18 protein-coding genes are annotated in these 15,930 nt (G+C 31.8%); 16 read left to right on the top strand and 2 right to left on the bottom strand.

Features of this window, described 5'->3' with window-relative positions; all coding sequences use genetic code 11:
- Positions 1-83: 83 nt before the first annotated feature.
- From B5X47_RS00755 to B5X47_RS00740, 4 genes are all read left to right on the top strand, one after another.
- Positions 84-1,043, top strand: a complete 960-nt coding sequence (locus B5X47_RS00755) for an L-threonine 3-dehydrogenase (protein ID WP_013361834.1) — start codon at positions 84-86, stop codon at positions 1,041-1,043.
- Positions 1,044-1,096: 53 nt separating this feature from the next.
- A complete protein-coding gene (locus tag B5X47_RS00750; protein ID WP_079588325.1) occupies positions 1,097-2,284 on the top strand; it encodes a glycine C-acetyltransferase in 1,188 nt (395 codons plus the stop codon).
- 143 nt (positions 2,285-2,427) lie between these two features.
- Positions 2,428-3,906 (top strand): phosphate--AMP phosphotransferase, encoded by a 1,479-nt coding sequence (locus B5X47_RS00745; RefSeq protein WP_079588324.1) that lies wholly within the window; start codon positions 2,428-2,430, stop codon positions 3,904-3,906.
- Positions 3,907-3,981: 75 nt separating this feature from the next.
- On the top strand, positions 3,982-4,869 hold the full coding sequence (locus B5X47_RS00740) for a DMT family transporter (protein ID WP_079588323.1): 888 nt from the start codon (positions 3,982-3,984) through the stop codon (positions 4,867-4,869).
- 8 nt (positions 4,870-4,877) lie between these two features.
- Here B5X47_RS00740 and B5X47_RS00735 read toward each other — a convergent pair whose 3' ends face one another.
- Together B5X47_RS00735 and B5X47_RS00730 are read right to left on the bottom strand one after the other, a co-directional pair.
- Positions 4,878-5,612: a TIGR03915 family putative DNA repair protein gene (locus tag B5X47_RS00735; protein WP_079588322.1), complete on the bottom strand. Its 735-nt coding sequence runs from the start codon at positions 5,610-5,612 to the stop codon at positions 4,878-4,880.
- A gap of 22 nt (positions 5,613-5,634) precedes the next feature.
- Positions 5,635-6,921, bottom strand: a complete 1,287-nt coding sequence (locus B5X47_RS00730) for a putative DNA modification/repair radical SAM protein (RefSeq protein ID WP_079588321.1) — start codon at positions 6,919-6,921, stop codon at positions 5,635-5,637.
- A gap of 273 nt (positions 6,922-7,194) precedes the next feature.
- Between B5X47_RS00730 and B5X47_RS00725 the strand changes: the two genes are divergently transcribed.
- The 12 genes from B5X47_RS00725 to B5X47_RS00670 all read left to right on the top strand — a co-directional run bounded on the left by B5X47_RS00725 (position 7,195) and on the right by B5X47_RS00670 (position 15,802).
- On the top strand, positions 7,195-7,788 hold the full coding sequence (locus B5X47_RS00725; RefSeq protein ID WP_079588320.1) for a hypothetical protein: 594 nt from the start codon (positions 7,195-7,197) through the stop codon (positions 7,786-7,788).
- A 12-nt stretch (positions 7,789-7,800) separates the two neighbouring features.
- The gene (locus tag B5X47_RS00720; RefSeq protein ID WP_013361827.1) at positions 7,801-8,232 is read left to right on the top strand and encodes a nucleoside recognition domain-containing protein; all 432 of its coding nucleotides are present in this window, start codon (positions 7,801-7,803) and stop codon (positions 8,230-8,232) included.
- Positions 8,232-8,729, top strand: coding sequence for a nucleoside recognition domain-containing protein (locus tag B5X47_RS00715; protein ID WP_013361826.1), 498 nt, complete (start codon positions 8,232-8,234; stop codon positions 8,727-8,729). Before B5X47_RS00720 ends, B5X47_RS00715 begins: the two co-directional genes overlap by 1 nt.
- A gap of 142 nt (positions 8,730-8,871) precedes the next feature.
- Entirely contained in the window at positions 8,872-9,255 is a 384-nt protein-coding gene (locus B5X47_RS00710; RefSeq protein ID WP_079588318.1) for a GntR family transcriptional regulator, read from the top strand.
- A 5-nt stretch (positions 9,256-9,260) separates the two neighbouring features.
- The gene (locus B5X47_RS00705) at positions 9,261-10,160 is read left to right on the top strand and encodes an ABC transporter ATP-binding protein (protein WP_079588316.1); all 900 of its coding nucleotides are present in this window, start codon (positions 9,261-9,263) and stop codon (positions 10,158-10,160) included.
- Entirely contained in the window at positions 10,135-11,172 is a 1,038-nt protein-coding gene (locus B5X47_RS00700; RefSeq protein WP_079588314.1) for an ABC transporter permease subunit, read from the top strand. The genes B5X47_RS00705 and B5X47_RS00700 overlap by 26 nt, the downstream gene beginning before the upstream one ends.
- Before the next feature lie 11 nt (positions 11,173-11,183).
- Entirely contained in the window at positions 11,184-11,804 is a 621-nt protein-coding gene (locus tag B5X47_RS00695) for a hypothetical protein (protein ID WP_079588312.1), read from the top strand.
- Between the two features lie 206 nt (positions 11,805-12,010).
- Positions 12,011-12,460, top strand: coding sequence for a DUF2703 domain-containing protein (locus B5X47_RS00690; RefSeq protein ID WP_079588310.1), 450 nt, complete (start codon positions 12,011-12,013; stop codon positions 12,458-12,460).
- 47 nt (positions 12,461-12,507) lie between these two features.
- Positions 12,508-13,140 carry a uridine kinase gene (gene udk, locus B5X47_RS00685; RefSeq protein ID WP_079588308.1) on the top strand — a complete coding sequence of 211 codons (633 nt, stop codon included), beginning with the start codon at positions 12,508-12,510 and terminating at the stop codon, positions 13,138-13,140.
- Positions 13,141-13,618: 478 nt separating this feature from the next.
- Positions 13,619-14,419 carry a transporter substrate-binding domain-containing protein gene (locus B5X47_RS00680; protein ID WP_013361820.1) on the top strand — a complete coding sequence of 267 codons (801 nt, stop codon included), beginning with the start codon at positions 13,619-13,621 and terminating at the stop codon, positions 14,417-14,419.
- Between the two features lie 29 nt (positions 14,420-14,448).
- The gene (locus B5X47_RS00675) at positions 14,449-15,087 is read left to right on the top strand and encodes an amino acid ABC transporter permease (RefSeq protein WP_013361819.1); all 639 of its coding nucleotides are present in this window, start codon (positions 14,449-14,451) and stop codon (positions 15,085-15,087) included.
- Positions 15,080-15,802, top strand: coding sequence for an amino acid ABC transporter ATP-binding protein (locus B5X47_RS00670; protein WP_013361818.1), 723 nt, complete (start codon positions 15,080-15,082; stop codon positions 15,800-15,802). The genes B5X47_RS00675 and B5X47_RS00670 overlap by 8 nt, the downstream gene beginning before the upstream one ends.
- Positions 15,803-15,930: the final 128 nt, after the last annotated feature.

Raw genomic sequence — 15,930 nt, 5'->3', positions numbered from 1 at the left:
AGTATTTAAAAAAACGTTTATTTTGACAAAATGTATTTTAGACAAACACAATAGTATATGTATAAAATTATGGAGGTTAGGTAATGAGAAAAATACTTATCACAGGTTCATTAGGTCAAATTGGTACAGAACTAACAATGTTTTTAAGAGAGCAATATGGTAATGATAATGTTATTGCAAGTGATTTAACTAATAATGGTCCAGAAAATGTTTTAACAAGTGGCCCATTCGAGTCATTGGATATATTAGATGCTAAGAAAATGGCAGAAATATGCGATAAATACAAGGTTAATACTATAGTAAACCTAGCTGCTTTACTTTCAGCAGTAGCTGAAGCTAAACCACAGCTTGCATATGATATCAATATGAATGGTCTATTCAATATTCTTGAAATCGCAAGAGAAAAAAATATAAGCGTATTTACTCCAAGCTCAATTGCAGCGTTTGGACCAAGCACTCCGCCAGACAATACACCTCAAGATACAATTCAAAGACCTACTACTATGTATGGAGTTACTAAAGTAGCTGGAGAATTATTATGTGACTACTATTACAAAAGATTCGGAGTTGACACTCGTGGAGTTAGATTCCCAGGTCTTATTTCATACAAAGCGCTTCCAGGTGGAGGAACAACTGATTATGCTGTTCATATCTATTATGAAGCATTAAAAGCTAAAAAATATGCATCATTCATAGATAAAGGAACAATGATGGATATGATGTACATGCCAGATGCAATAAAAGCTATTCATGATTTAATGGAAGCAAATCCTGATAAACTAGTTCATAGAAACGCATTCAACGTTACAGCTATGAGCTTTGACCCAGAGATTCTTGCAGGAGAAATCAGAAAACACATTCCTGAATTTGAACTATCATATGATGTAGATCCAGTTAAACAAGCAATTGCAAACTCTTGGCCAAATTCATTAGATGATTCTTGCGCAAGAGAAGAGTGGAACTGGAAACCTGACTATACAATGGAATCAATGACTAAAGATATGCTTGAGAAATTATCTGAAAAATTAGGTATCAAGTTTTAATTATAGTGTATTATATAGGTAGAGTAATTGATTAATTGTTAGGAGGCAAAACAATGTCAAATATACATGAAATGGGATTTATCAAAGAAAAAATTGATGAATTAAAGCAAGCAGGTCTTTATAAAGAGGTAGTAACTCTTGATGGACCAAATGAAGCAGAATGTTCTATCAATGGAAAAATGGCAATCAATTTATCATCAAATAACTATTTAGGATTTTCTAATCATCCTAGATTAAAAAAAGCTGCAATAGAAGCTATAGAAAAATACGGTGCTGGAGCAGGTGCAGTTAGACCAATCATTGGAAACATGAAAATCCATGATGAATTAGAAGAACTTTTAGCTGTGTTTAAAAAAGAAGAAGCAGTTTTAGTTTTCCAATCAGGATTTAACTGTAATGCAGGAACAATTCAAGCTGTTACTGAAGCAGGAGATTTAATTCTGTCTGATGAGCTTAACCATGCTTCAATTATAGATGGAGCAAGATTATCTAAAGCTAAAAAAGCTACTTACAAGCATTCAGATATGGCAGATTTAGAAAGAGTTCTTAAAGAAACTAGATCTGAATACAACAATGTATTAATCATAACTGATGGAGTTTTCTCAATGGATGGAGATATTGCTAAGCTTCCAGAAATTGTTGAGCTTGCTGAGAAATACAACTGTATGACTTATGTTGATGATGCACACTCTTCAGGAGTATTAGGACATAGTGGTAGAGGAACTGTAGATCATTTCGACCTACATGGAAGAGTTGACTTCACAATCGGTACTCTTTCTAAAGCTATCGGTGTTGTTGGTGGATATGTAGCTGGTAAGAAGGTTACTATTGACTGGCTAAAAAATAGAGGAAGACCGTTCCTATTCTCTACTGGTATGCCTCCAGCAGCAGTAGGCGCAGCTATGGAAGCTATCAAAATGCTAATGGAAAGTGAAGAATACACTGACAAGCTTTGGGATAACGCTCGTTACTTCAAAGAAAAAATGTCTGTTCTAGGATTCAACACAGGAGAAAGCGAAACTCCTATTACTCCTATTATTATTGGAGAAGAAGCTAAAGCGATAGAGTTCTCTAAAAAATTATTTGAAGCAGGAGTATTCGTAAGTCCAATAGTATTCCCAACAGTTCCTAAAGGAACTGGAAGAGTACGCTGCATGGTTACTGCAGGACATACTAAAGAGCAATTAGACCGCGCAGTAGATGCTTTTACAAAAGTTGGAAAAGAAATGAATATTATCTAATATAAATTATATGAAATATAAAAAGCTGTATACCTTTGGTATACAGCTTTTTTACTTAGAAGATAAGCGGACCTTGCTTAATTTGCCTTAGTTTGGATATAAATAGTCATATTACTTATACTTTTATTCAAGGAGGGAAAAATATGCTCAAGGCTTTTGATTTAGAACGGGAAGAAGTATTTGAGGCTATTAATACTAGCTACAAAGAATTACAAGCTGAATTAGCCAGATTACAACAAAAAATTAAAGAAGAGCAGTTACCTGTTCTTGTTATTTTTGAGGGCTGGGATGCATCTGGAAAAGGAACTCTTATAAATGAACTAATCCAAGAGCTAGACCCAAGAGGCTATAAGGTTGAAGTTTTCCATGAATCTACAGAAGAGGAAAAAAGAAAGCCATTTCTTTGGAGATTTTGGCAAAAGATACCTAGAAAAGGTGAAATCATGATTTTTGACAGAAGCTGGTATAGAGAGCTAGTTGATGACCTTCCATCAAAATCCAATAAATATAAGCTTGATGTTGATGATATTATTAATTTTGAGGAAATTTTAATTGATGAAGGCATATTGCTTATAAAGATATTCCTACATGTAAGTAAAAAGGAGCAGAAATCTAGATTGAAAGCTCTTCTATCTGATGATTCTACTAAGTGGCAAGTAAAAGAAAAGGATATATATCAAAATAAAAATTATAGTGAGTACTATGAGCATTATGATAATTTGTTGAGCAAAACAAATACATCCAAATCTCCTTGGCATTTGATAGACAGTAGTGATAAAAAGAATGCATCGAAATTTTTAATCCATACTGCTGTTGAGTTGTTCAAAAATATGCTTATTAAGGAGGATATGAACTTAAGAAGCAGTGAGAATATAGATTTTGATTTAGATAATCAAAAGGTATTGCCACTTTCTAATGTTGATTTAAGCTTAGATATTTCGGATGAAGAATATAAGAAAAAACTAAAGAAACTTCAGGAAAAGATTAAATTACTAGCATATGACTTGTATAGAGAAAAAATACCTACAATAATAGTTTTTGAAGGCTGGGATGCAGCAGGAAAAGGAGGTAATATAAAAAGACTCACTAAAAGTATAGATCCAAGAGGCTATGAAGTTATACCGATAGCTGCTCCTGATGAAACAGAGAAAAAATACCATTACTTGTGGAGATTTTGGAAGCATCTGCCTAAGACTGGCCATATGACTATTTTTGATAGAAGCTGGTATGGCAGGGTTATGGTCGAAAGAGTGGAAGACTTTGCAAGTGAAAATGAGTGGAGAAGAGCCTATGATGAAATAAATCAAATGGAGTCACATCTAAAAAGCTATAAGGCTATAGTGTTAAAATTTTTCATTCATATAGACAAGGAAGAACAGCTAGCTAGATTTAAAGCAAGAGAAGAGAATCCAGACAAAAGATATAAAATTACCGATGAAGACTGGAGAAACAGAGAGAAATGGAATTTGTATGAAAGTGCAATTAATGAAATGATTTATAAAACAAACACAAGCTATGCACCATGGCATATAGTTCCTGGAAATTCAAAAAAATATGCGCGGGTATTTGTACTAGAAAAAACAATAGAGGAAATGGAATTGGAATTAAAGAAACATAAATAGAATGAGAAAATATGATACAATAATAATGCCCTTACTTAAGGGCATTATTACATTGACATTTAAGGCGGGAAGGTTATGAATAAATCAAAAGCTATAGGACTTATTTTATTAATTATTACAGTTGTGATGTGGGGAATATCCTTTATAAGCATTAAAATCTCAATGGATGTATTTCCCCCTCTTAGTTTAGCGTTTTACAGATTTGTAATAGCAAGTATAATTTTATTTCCTATTATGAAGTACGCTGCTCCAAAAGAAAAGCTACTAAAAAAAGATATTCCTTTAATGGCGACGGCAGGCATTATTGGAATAACAATATACTTTTTCTTTGAAAATAACGGGATATTGAGAATAAGTGCCAGCGCAGCCTCGGTTATAATTGCATTTATGCCAGTGGTTGCAGCGTTTGGTGAAATCTTTTTTTTGAAAAAAATTCCTAAGCTAACAGCATTGCTAGCAGTAGCGTTATCTATACTTGGAGTTTACCTAGTTATAGGAGGTGATTTATCATCAGAAGGAAGCCTTTTGGGATACTTATATATGCTAGGAGCAGCTATATCTTTTAGTATATATCTTATAATTACAAAGCCACTTTTCGATACATACTCAGATGTTACAGTAAGCTTTTATCAGAGCTTGTTTGGCTGTTTAGCCTTCATTCCTTTTTTGGGGTTTGAAAAGGTAAGTTGGAGTCAAATTAATCCGGAAATATCAATGCATTTTATATTCTTAGCAGTATTTTGCTCTGGAATAGCAACTTATTTTTATATGTTTGCTCTTAATAATTTAGGGGTTACAATATCAGCAGTTTTTATGAATTTGATTCCTGTAGTAACCTTTATAGCAAGCTATTTTTGGTATGAAGAAATCCCAAGTAGTATTCAGCTTTTAGGTGCAGTTATAGTAATTATATCTGTGAGCATTGTTACCTTAAGCGAGAAGAGTAAGGAAATAAATAATTAAATCAAAGATTAATTTTTCATTTCTGAAATAAATGGCCAGTATTTTTTTGGCATAAATGCCATTTGTCTTTTGGGATTTATTCTTTCTTTTATAGTAAGATGATGTAGATATTCTTTCCACATTTCTTGGTAGTTATTTTCATAACTTGATAATAAATCCAAGTTAAGCTTTTCTAGTCTATGGTAGACTATTTCTACTTGGTTATATAGTGCAGCATAGGATCTTAAAGTATCGTGAATGACTAGATTTTGATTTGGAAATCTACTGATAAAATGAGGAATAATTAAGTTTGTTAGGTCGAATTTGGGTTCGTAATAAGCATAAAAAGTGTTAGGCTTAACTTCTTTAAATCTTAAAAATCCATACCACCTATGGATATCCCTAGAAACACATTGAATACGCTTATCTAGTAAAGTAAGCTCGACATGGGATAAGGTCTCTAAAGGAGGAGCTTTTTCTTTAGTAAGAAGGTATAGATACTTAAATATTAAAGTCTCCGTTTCTGGATATAAATATGCCTTGTATATGTTTTCAATTGTTAGACTTCCCCAGAGACTTGCTATTCTTTCGTACATTTTTTTTGAAAGAATAGGATCAGTTTTTATATCCATAACCTTATCAATAAGTGATAGCTGACTTAATGATTTATCCTTTATAGTTATATCCTCATAATTGTATTTAAATGCCTTAGCAATGGCACATAGCAGGCCATCGAAGGTAGAATCATATAATAAAATAGGCATAATTAAATCTCCTTAAAAAATCTTAATATTCACCTGTTACGCTACTCATAATTTCGTAGCTTGGAAGATCGAATATACTTAGCTGAACACCTTCAGATACTTTGTTTTTAATTTTTTCATCCATAATTATATAATCTTTTATCGTTTCCTCTTTGAATTTTAAATCCATAAAATATTTTCCCCTGCAAATTATAAAATATTTTGCTCGTTTCATAACTACTCCAATTTTTACTAAATCCTCAAATCTAAGATTAGTAAATCTTCTAGCTTCGACAATTCGCTTTGCACTTCTTACCCCTATTCCCGGAACTCTGAGCAACAGCTTATAGCTAGCCGTTTGGATATTAACTGGAAATAAATTCATGTTGTTAAGTGCGTAGTTAGCTTTAGGGTCAAGTGCTAAATTGAAATTCTGATTGACTGATAAAAGCTCACTTGCTTTGAAGTCATAAAACCTAAGTAGCCAATCAGCTTGGTATAGCCTATGCTCCCTTAAAAATGTGGGCTCAGGTACTACCGGTAGCAAATTATCTTCATTTACAGGGATATATGAAGAATAATAAACTCGCTTTAATGAAAATCTATTGTAGAGCTCTTCAGAAAGCCTAATAATATGACCGTCAGCTTCAGGAGATGCGCCTACTATCATCTGAGTGCTTTGACCTGCAGGTACAAACAGTTCTTTAGTTTTTGTTTTGGTTTGTCCAGATTCTAGAAGCTTCTGACTTATAGTGTGCATTGGAGTTAGTATATCTTTGTAGGTTTTTTGGGGAGCAAGAATTTTAAGAGAATCCTTACTAGGAAGCTCGATGTTTGCACTAAGCCTATCTACATAAAGACCAGCCTTAGTAATTAAAATTTGATCAGCACCAGGGATTGCTTTTAAATGTATATAGCCTTTAAAGTGATACTCGGTTCTAAGCATTATTACTGTCTGTACGAGAAGCTCCATGGTATAATTAGGATTTTTTACAATAGCAGAGCTAAGAAATAATCCCTCGATATAATTTCTTTTATAAAAACTTATAGTTAGCTCGCATACTTCTCTTGGAGTGAAGGTAGCTCTTTTAATGTCATTTGTAACCTTATTAATGCAATATTTACAGTCATAAATACAGGAGTTGGAAAGAAGAATTTTGAATAGGGAAACGCATCTTCCATCAGCTGTAAAGCTATGGCAAATACCACTTGTATGAATACTGCCAACGCTTTTATTGTTAGATTTTCTTTTTACTCCTCCGCTTGAAGAACAAGAAACGTCATACTTAGCTGATTCAGCAAGAATTTTTAATTTATCTAATGTTTCCATAGCTTAACCTCACCACATCAATACAAATAATTTATCTTAAGTTATATTACTGTAATTATATTATACAACTAAATTTAAAAAAAGAACATATGTTTGGTAAATAAAATCAAGTAAGCTAAGTTAAAATTTATATATTAAATTTTTTATTGAGTTGAATTGTATTCAAAATACATGTAATATCAATTGTAAAATCCTTTAGTTTTAGATATTATAGTAATATGTTTGAGGATGAAATCTATAGTTTAGCCGATACTAAGAGGCAAGGGTGATGTTATGGAAAGAGCCTTATCTTTCATTGTAGGGTGGGTGCTTATTTTTAATCTTATAAATATATTTTATATGTCAATCTCTAAGAGAGCATATTATGAGAATTTTTTTGGCTCCTTATGTGTTTACTTTATCGCATTAATTGAAAAACCTATTATTTATGGGATTCAGTTTAGTAGCAAATACGGCTTGTCTGTAGTAGAGCTGATTTATGGAATGCTAGTTCTTTTTTTTATAGTCAGGTATATACTTAGCAATAACTCAACAGTAATTTTTAATACAGATTGGAAAAGTTTTTGTACTTGTGCTAATAAAGTATTAGCAAGTTATGATATAGAATCATCCTGTTATAAGTCATCCCTACATATAGATAAAGGAATAAGCGAAATTAGTTTGTTATATACTATATCTTACAGAAAGATGATTTTGGTTCATTTTTCAAATATGAGAAGTATATCAGAAAAAATTAATTTTAAAGAAGAGATATCTGAATTGCTTGAAGGAGCAAATCTTATAAGTAAAAAATCTCGCTATGGATATATTTTCGCTAATTTTATTTTCACACTCGCACTTCTAATTCACATCAGAATTTCTATGTAAGGAGGTTATTCATTGTTAGTTACATCATTAAAAAATGGCTTTAAAAAGGGCCTAGAAACAACTTGGATGTTAGCCAAAATAGTTATTCCCGTATATTTCTTTGTTACTTTTTTAGGACATACTCCAGTACTGGATTTTATGGCTAAGATATTTGAACCATTTATGAATTTTTTTAATCTACCGGGTGAAGCAGCGATTGTTTTAGTTATGGGAAATATGCTCAACATCTACGCGGCTATTGGAGCGATAAAAGCACTTTCTCTTACTCCATTTGAGGTTACTGTTATAGCACTTATGCTTTCATTTTCTCATTCTCTTTTTATGGAGACAGCAGTTGTAAAGAAGCTAAATGTCAGTGCATCTAAAGTAGTTTTAATGAGATTATCATTGATGATTTTAGCTGGATTTATTTATGGGACATTGATTGGAGGTGTTACACTCTAATGAATTTCATTGATATTTTTATTGAGGCGGCATCAGGAAGTATAAACTCTGTATTTAATATTGCACTCATAGTAATACCACTTATGATAGTGATGCAAGTAGCTAAGGATTACAAAGTTTTAGATTATATAAGTGGATTTTTAAAGCCTATAACAAATTTTTTTAATATGTCACAGGAATCAGCATTTCCATTGCTTATTGGGTTGACATTTGGACTTTCATATGGAGCAGGAGTAATAATACAAAGCTCAAAAGAAGGGAATCTTTCTAAGAAAGATTTGGTTCTTCTTATAGTATTTTTAGCTAGCTGTCATGCTATTTTTGAGGACACTCTAATCTTTGTGGCTGTAGGAGCAAACGGGTGGATATTGTTTGCGGCAAGGCTTTTTGCAGCAATTTTAGTCACCTATCTAATATCAAGAAGAGCAGATAAAATTCTTGACTTAAATGAGCTTCAAATTAAGAAAGAGGCTATAAAGCAAAAACAAAGCAATTGATACACATTCACACAGTAATAAAAGGAACAACTATATCTATTAATATGAAAAAGTCAAATCAAATAAATTGGTTTGACTTTTTTTACTTATAAGTGTATTATTTATATTAGTACAGCTAGTACTTATTTGGGAGGTGAATAAATTGTTTAAAATCGATATGAGAAGTCGTACGCCTATATATGAACAAATAATTGATTCTATAAAGGAATTGGTTGTAAAGGGAGTACTTATTCCTGGAGAAAGGCTTCCATCAGTAAGAGATATGGCTAAGGAAATGACACTCAATCCAAACACTGTTCAAAAAGCATATCAGGAGCTAGAGCGACAAGGAATTATAAGTACATTAAGAGGAAAAGGGACTTTTATTTCTGAGGATATACAAGCTAATAATAAAATTTTAAAAAGGAGTCAGCTCATGGAAGAATTAAAAAAATTAGTTGTGGAGGCTATATATTTAGATCTTTCAAAGGATGAACTTATTGATTATATAAAGGATATTTATGATGACATTGTCATAAAGGGGTGAAAAAAATGATAATAGGTAATAATATTTATAAAAGGTATTATAATGATCCAGTAATTAAAGGAGTAGACATAAACCTAAAAGCGGGCTCGATTTACGGTTTGATAGGGCCAAATGGAGCAGGTAAAACAACTCTTATAAAGTTACTTGCAGGTATATATATGCCAGATGAAGGAAGTGTAACTCTAGATGGGATAGATATTGCAGCTTCACATGAAATACGCTCATGTATAGGGTATATTCCAGATAATTTAAATTTTTATCCTACTTTTACAGTAAAAGAAATGAAGGAATTTTATAAGGGTATGTGTAAAAATTGGAATGAAGAACGTTACCAAATACTTAGAGAGATTTTTACTTTTTCTGAAAAGAAAAGAATCAAACATCTTTCCAAGGGAATGAAAACTCAGCTTTCATTACTTATTAATTTAAGCTGTATGCCAAAGGTAATATTAATGGATGAGCCAACCTCAGGGCTGGATCCTTTTGTGAGAAGAGAAGTACTTAATTTAATAGTTCAGGATGTATCCTCGAGAGATACCAGCGTGCTTATTTCAACTCATAATATTTCTGAATTAGAGCAGGTTTCAGATAGAGTAGGGTTTATGGATAAAGGAAAAATCATTCTTCAAGATGATATGGAAGATTTAAAATATAAATATAAAAAAATTCAGATTGCTTTTGAATCAGCTATGCCTAAAGCATTCGAAGAGGAATTTAAATTACTTTCTATAAAGCACTATGGAAAAGTATATGAAATAGTGATTGACGAGCATTATGAAATATTTAAAAGTAATGCAATAAAATATAATCCGATTATTATGGAAAAATTAGATATGACATTAGAGGAGATATTTATACACAGAATGGGAGGAGAAGGATATGCTGTCAAAAATATTGCCATTTAATAAAACCTTGCTAAGAAAAGACTGGCATATAACTAAATGGTTTTTTTATAGCTATTTAATTTTGCTTATCATGGCTGTGCCATATAACGTAGCTAGAAACTTATCAAAATTAAATTCTAACTCTTATGATACTATGAACAACTTACTTTACACTTTGAGAAGAGTTTTGAATTTAGAAAATGAACTGGTTATTGTTGCTCTAATTATAATTCCAGTTGCTTTATCAGTGGCTCTTATAGGTGAAGAAAAACGAAAGAAAACAATTGAAATAATGATTTCAGGACCATTTAGTAGATTTGAAATATTTTTTAATAAAATTGTGTTAGGTATATTTATTTTAGTTGTTCCTATTTTAATATCTGGAATTTCTTTACTAATTATGAGAGGAACCAGTGATTATGTAGGAATGATGTTCACTAGTAGTCAAATAATGATTTGGATATTTAGCTATTCAGCTTTTGCGATTTCTATGTTTTCGTTTAGCTGTATCATGGGGATGCTGTTTGGATCATCAATAGGCCAATTTATATGCACTTATATTTTTGGGGTATTTCCTATTGTGTTTTATGAAATGTTTTATTTGAGTTATAGTTCACTTTATACTTTGATTAACGGCAAAGAGCTTGCCTATGAAAATGCAGTTCGCTCTGTTTCAAAGTATTTCGAAATGATAACTCCTATGCAATTTTTCTTTAGAACATTCGATTATTCTCAATCAGCCCAAATATTTTTTTCGTTTAGATTATTAGCTGTTGCTATTGGAATGCTTTTAATAGCTTTAGTTTTATTCGACCTTTCTAAAATGGAGAAAAATTCAGAGGTATTGACGTTCGAATCACTAGAAGGGTTCTTTAGACTTGGGGTATTTTTATCAAGTATTCTAGCTGGAGGAATAATATTTAGTGAAATGATAGAACTTGGAACACCAGGTTTATTTATAGGCTATGTAGTAGGGGGATTTGCAGGATATAAAATACCTCTTTATCTGATTCAAAAAAATAGAGCATCCTAGGAGGTGAAGTAATGAAATTAACAAGTAATCATAAAAAAATTCTACTCGTAGCTTTGTTTTTTTTAGCTATAGGTATGTTTACAGGAAATATGGGTCTTAAATCGCCTTATAGAGAGACTAGCATAGAGACTAATCAAGAAATAGAACTACTTAGTATCAGGCAGGACTTGATTAATAATAAGCTGTATTATGAGAAAGATATCGAAAATAGACCTGAAGATATTGAAAATTACAATAGTAGAGGGTTTTATCCTAGCTTTAGATATAACAACACTTACGATTCATATGAAATTTGGGATAACATGTATGTAAGCAATACTGATGAAGTAGAAAAGGTTATTGAGAAAGCAGGCATTAAGAATTTTGATGTATTAAAAATAGATAAAAATTACGAAACTAGACTTCCGATTGATAATCCTAAAATATTAGGAAAAGAAAATTATTTAAGTGATAAAGCTGACGCTGTACTTGTTTTTACTAAAAATAAGGAAATAGTAAAATATATCCATATAGATTCGAGAATAATTGACTTTAGCAAATTTGAAAGTGACGAAGGATATCGTGTTTATCAGGGTTTTACTGTTAAGCTAGATGATAATAATAAAATTTATATTGATAAAATGGAAAAATAAATTTAAATCGTCAAAATCGAAGTAAAAACTTAATTATATTCATATTAAAAAGCTTTAAGCGCATAGATATTAAAATTATAGATGCGCTAAAGGCTTTTTTTTATTATAATCTTATAGTAGCAGATTTATATTTAAGTTGTTATTATGATAATTTAGTACTAGAATGATATAATATATGTGAGTGAATTAGCGGATAGGAGATAATTATGTTTAAATTGATAATCGAATGGAAGCATCTTGATGTAGATGGAGAAACCTGCGAAAGATGTTCTGATACGGGAGAAAATATCGTCAAGGCTATTAATTCAATCGAATCAGATTTAGACAATTCTAATTTAGACATTCAATTTATAGAAACTGCTCTAAACGATAATGAAATAAAGGAATCAAACTTAATTTTGATAAATAAAATAAAAATCGAAGATATAATTGATATTAAAATTTTTGATAATTATTGTGATTCATGTTCTTCATTATTGGGGAAAGAAACTGTTTGTAGAGCTGTTAACTATAATGGATATAGCTATGACGAGATTCCAATTGATGCAATAAAGGAAGCTATATATAAAACATTAGGAATTGAGAATAAAGGCTTAAAGCAACGCTCCATATTATCAAATACTAGAACTAATTGTAGTAACGATAGCTGCTGCTAAGATTTAATCAATTAAGTATAATTTTAAATTTGAAGGGTGGAATTTAGGTGCTAAGACCTATTTTTATTGGAATAACTGGAGGAACTGGTTCTGGAAAAAGTACAGTAGTGAAGACAATTATAGAAAACATACCTCCGTCAGATATAGCTATGATTGAGCAAGATGCATATTACAAGGATCAAACTAATCTTCCTATGGAAGAGAGAATAAAAGCTAATTATGATCATCCTCTTGCATTTGACAACGATTTATTAATTGAGCATTTAAATTTATTGTTAGAAGGACAGACCATAGAAAAGCCTGTTTATGATTTTGAAAATCACACTAGATTTAGAGATAAAACTGTAACTGTTCATCCGAGAAGTATCATAATAGTCGAAGGAATAATGATTTTAGAAGATGAGAGACTGAGAAATCTTCTCGACATAAAAATATTTGTAAATACTGATGCTGATATTAGAATACTTAGAAGAATACAAAGAGACATAAATGAAAGAGGTAGAACAGTTGATTCTGTTATAGCCCAGTACCTTGCAACTGTTAGACCAGCACATTTACAATTTATTGAGCCAAATAAGCGCTATGCGGATATAATAATACCAGAAGGTGGTCATAATGCGGTAGCTATAGATTTAGTAGTTGCTAAGTTAAAATCTATTATCCAAGAGCAAATGATTTAAATTAATTTTAAGATTAAAATTTTAGAATTATAATTTTAGAATTATAATTTTTTTTATAATATTTTTATTTTATAGTTGACAACTCGGTTTGAATTTTGTATCATTGAGAACAAGTTAATAATTATGCAATATGACGTTGACGAGATGAGAATATATAGAAGTCGGTTACAGCGAGTTGGGGATGGTGTGAGCCCAATCGAGAACAACTATATTGAGAGCTTCTCAGAGTCTCTGGCAAGAAAGCTTTAAAGCTCTAAGGTCAGACGGAATCCTACCGTTATCTTGGATAGGTATCGAGAGTTTATCTCCGTACCAAAGAGAGAACCTTGTGTTAATATGGGTGGTACCGCGGAAGTATAACTTTCGTCCCAATTTTTTAAAATTGTGGACGGGAGTTTTTTTTTATGCAAAGAAAGCTCATTTTTAGAAAATCGTCTGCATAACCATTGACTAAACAATAATTAAAGGAGGAAATGTTATGAAAAAGAAATTAATGGGATTAGGTGTGGCTATTTTAATGGTTTTAAGCTTTGTTGGGTGTAGCTCTTCAGCCGAGGAAGAGAAAAGTGCTGTTGAAATGATTAAGGAAAAAGGGAAAATCGTTGTGGGAACATCAGCTGATTATCCTCCATATGAATTTCATAAAGAAATAAATGGAGTGGATACTTATGTTGGATTTGATATAGCAATTGCTCAGAAAATAGCAGAGGATATGGGTGTTGAGCTAGAAATTGTAGATATGAAGTTTGATGGACTTCTTGCAGCATTAACTGGTAAAAAAATTGACTTTATAGCAGCGGGAATGAATCCAACTGAAGAAAGAAAAAAATCAGTAGATTTTTCAATTGTTTACTATGATGCTCATTCAACTATGCTTGTTGCAGCAGATAAAGTAGATATGTTAAAAGCCCCTGAAGATTTCAAAGGACTTAAAGTTGGAGTTCAAAAAGGAACGATACAAGAGGAAATAGCAGATACACAGTTTCCTGATTCAGAAAAAGTTGCTATTAGCAAAATTCCAAATCTTATAATGGAATTACAAAGTGGCAAAATTGATGGAATCATCTTAGCGGAGGTAGTTGCTAAATCTTATGCTGATGCAAATGAAAGCATAGCAGTAAACAATCTTGATTTAGGCTCTGAAGGTGGAGTAGCTCTTGCTATTAATAAGAACCAAGAGGATTTACTAAGCCAAATAAATAGCACGCTTGAAACTATTATTGAAGATAAAACATTAGAAAAATATATTATTGAAGCAACGGAATTATCAGCACAGTAATATTTTTACTTAATAAAAGGAGCATAATTATGGATTTTGGATTTCTTGTTGACTACTATAAATTTTTTATATCTGGAACATCAAACACTTTGATGCTAAGCTTTATCACTGTTATTTTAGGATTAATAGGCGGAATAGTTCTATCTATTATGAAGCTGTCAAAATTTAAGATATTACAAAATATTTCTGGAGCCTATATTGCATTTATAAGAGGAACTCCATTATTAGTACAGCTATATATAGTATATTACGGACTAAAGGACATCCCCATGTTTGTAGCTGGAGTAATAGCAATGTCAATTAATTCATCAGCATATATTGCAGAAATAATAAGAGCTGGAATAATGGCTGTAGATAAAGGTCAGTTTGAAGCAACAAAGTCCTTAGGAATGACGGGAGCCATGGCATATAAAGAGGTAATACTTCCTCAGGCTTTTAAAAACATATTACCTGCACTTGGCAATGAATTTATAGTGCTAATTAAGGAATCGGCTATAGTATCAGTTATTGGCCTTCACGACCTTATGTACAATGTAGATACCATTAGGGGGATAACATATAAACCATTTGAACCACTTCTTGTGGCGGCACTTATATATTTTATTTTGACAGCTGTCTTATCAAAAGGATTTGGAGTAATTGAAAGGAGATTACAAGCAAGTGATTAAATTAAATAATATCCACAAAAAATTTGGAGATTTACATGTATTAAAAGGAATCGATGAAGAAATTAATAAAGGCGAAGTATTAGCGATTATTGGACCTAGTGGTTCTGGAAAAAGTACATTGCTAAGATGCATTAATTTTCTTGAACCACCCTGTGATGGGGATGTTCATTTTGAAGGAAAACTAATAACTAAGGATTCAAAAATATTAAATTCATACAGACAACAAATTGGAATGGTATTTCAGCAGTTTAACCTTTTTCCAAATAAGACTGTACTTGAAAATATAACTATGGCACCTATACTTCTAAAGAAATATTCTACTGAAGAAGCAAATGAAATAGGGCTTGCTTTATTAGAAAGAATAGGCTTATCAGATAAGAAAAATGAGTTTCCTAGTAAACTCTCTGGAGGGCAAAAACAAAGGGTTGCTATAGCAAGAGCTCTTGCCATGAAGCCAAAAGCTATGCTATTTGATGAACCAACTTCAGCTCTTGATCCGGAAATGGTGGGAGAAGTGCTTGAGCTTATGAAGAGCCTAGCAAATGAAGATGTAACTATGATTGTGGTAACGCATGAGATGGGATTTGCCCGTGAAGTTGCAGATAGAGTTCTTTTTATGGATGAGGGAGCAGTAGTTGAATCTGGAAGCCCAAAAGAAATATTTACTTGTGCTTCTCATCCAAGAACTATTGATTTTTTAAGTAAGGTACTTTAAAAATACAATTGACAAAGTACTTTTGTGAGTGGTAATATAAACAAACAAAATGTATTCCTATAGAGGGAGTAACTGCCTGCTGAAGCAGGATTCAAAGTCGTCATTTCGGATTCGTCCCGGCTTTGCAG

This window comes from Acetoanaerobium noterae, from assembly GCF_900168025.1.
GTDB classification, from domain to species: domain Bacteria; phylum Bacillota; class Clostridia; order Peptostreptococcales; family Filifactoraceae; genus Acetoanaerobium; species Acetoanaerobium noterae.
The sequence above is the reverse complement of the archived record's forward strand: the minus strand, read 5'-3'. Positions and strand labels throughout refer to the sequence as shown.

Excerpts from the sequence above, each read along its gene's own strand:
- B5X47_RS00740 (WP_079588323.1), top strand. The coding sequence starts at position 3,982 with ATGAATAAATCAAAAGCTATAGGACTTATTTTATTAATTATTACAGTT.
- B5X47_RS00745 (WP_079588324.1), top strand. The coding sequence starts at position 2,428 with ATGCTCAAGGCTTTTGATTTAGAACGGGAAGAAGTATTTGAGGCTATT.
- B5X47_RS00735 (WP_079588322.1), bottom strand. The coding sequence starts at position 5,612 with ATGCCTATTTTATTATATGATTCTACCTTCGATGGCCTGCTATGTGCC.
- B5X47_RS00725 (WP_079588320.1), top strand. The coding sequence starts at position 7,195 with ATGGAAAGAGCCTTATCTTTCATTGTAGGGTGGGTGCTTATTTTTAAT.
- B5X47_RS00695 (WP_079588312.1), top strand. The coding sequence starts at position 11,184 with ATGAAATTAACAAGTAATCATAAAAAAATTCTACTCGTAGCTTTGTTT.
- B5X47_RS00715 (WP_013361826.1), top strand. The coding sequence starts at position 8,232 with ATGAATTTCATTGATATTTTTATTGAGGCGGCATCAGGAAGTATAAAC.
- B5X47_RS00730 (WP_079588321.1), bottom strand. The coding sequence starts at position 6,921 with ATGGAAACATTAGATAAATTAAAAATTCTTGCTGAATCAGCTAAGTAT.
- B5X47_RS00755 (WP_013361834.1), top strand. The coding sequence starts at position 84 with ATGAGAAAAATACTTATCACAGGTTCATTAGGTCAAATTGGTACAGAA.
- B5X47_RS00700 (WP_079588314.1), top strand. The coding sequence starts at position 10,135 with ATGCTGTCAAAAATATTGCCATTTAATAAAACCTTGCTAAGAAAAGAC.
- B5X47_RS00690 (WP_079588310.1), top strand. The coding sequence starts at position 12,011 with ATGTTTAAATTGATAATCGAATGGAAGCATCTTGATGTAGATGGAGAA.
- B5X47_RS00705 (WP_079588316.1), top strand. The coding sequence starts at position 9,261 with ATGATAATAGGTAATAATATTTATAAAAGGTATTATAATGATCCAGTA.
- B5X47_RS00675 (WP_013361819.1), top strand. The coding sequence starts at position 14,449 with ATGGATTTTGGATTTCTTGTTGACTACTATAAATTTTTTATATCTGGA.
- B5X47_RS00750 (WP_079588325.1), top strand. The coding sequence starts at position 1,097 with ATGTCAAATATACATGAAATGGGATTTATCAAAGAAAAAATTGATGAA.
- B5X47_RS00680 (WP_013361820.1), top strand. The coding sequence starts at position 13,619 with ATGAAAAAGAAATTAATGGGATTAGGTGTGGCTATTTTAATGGTTTTA.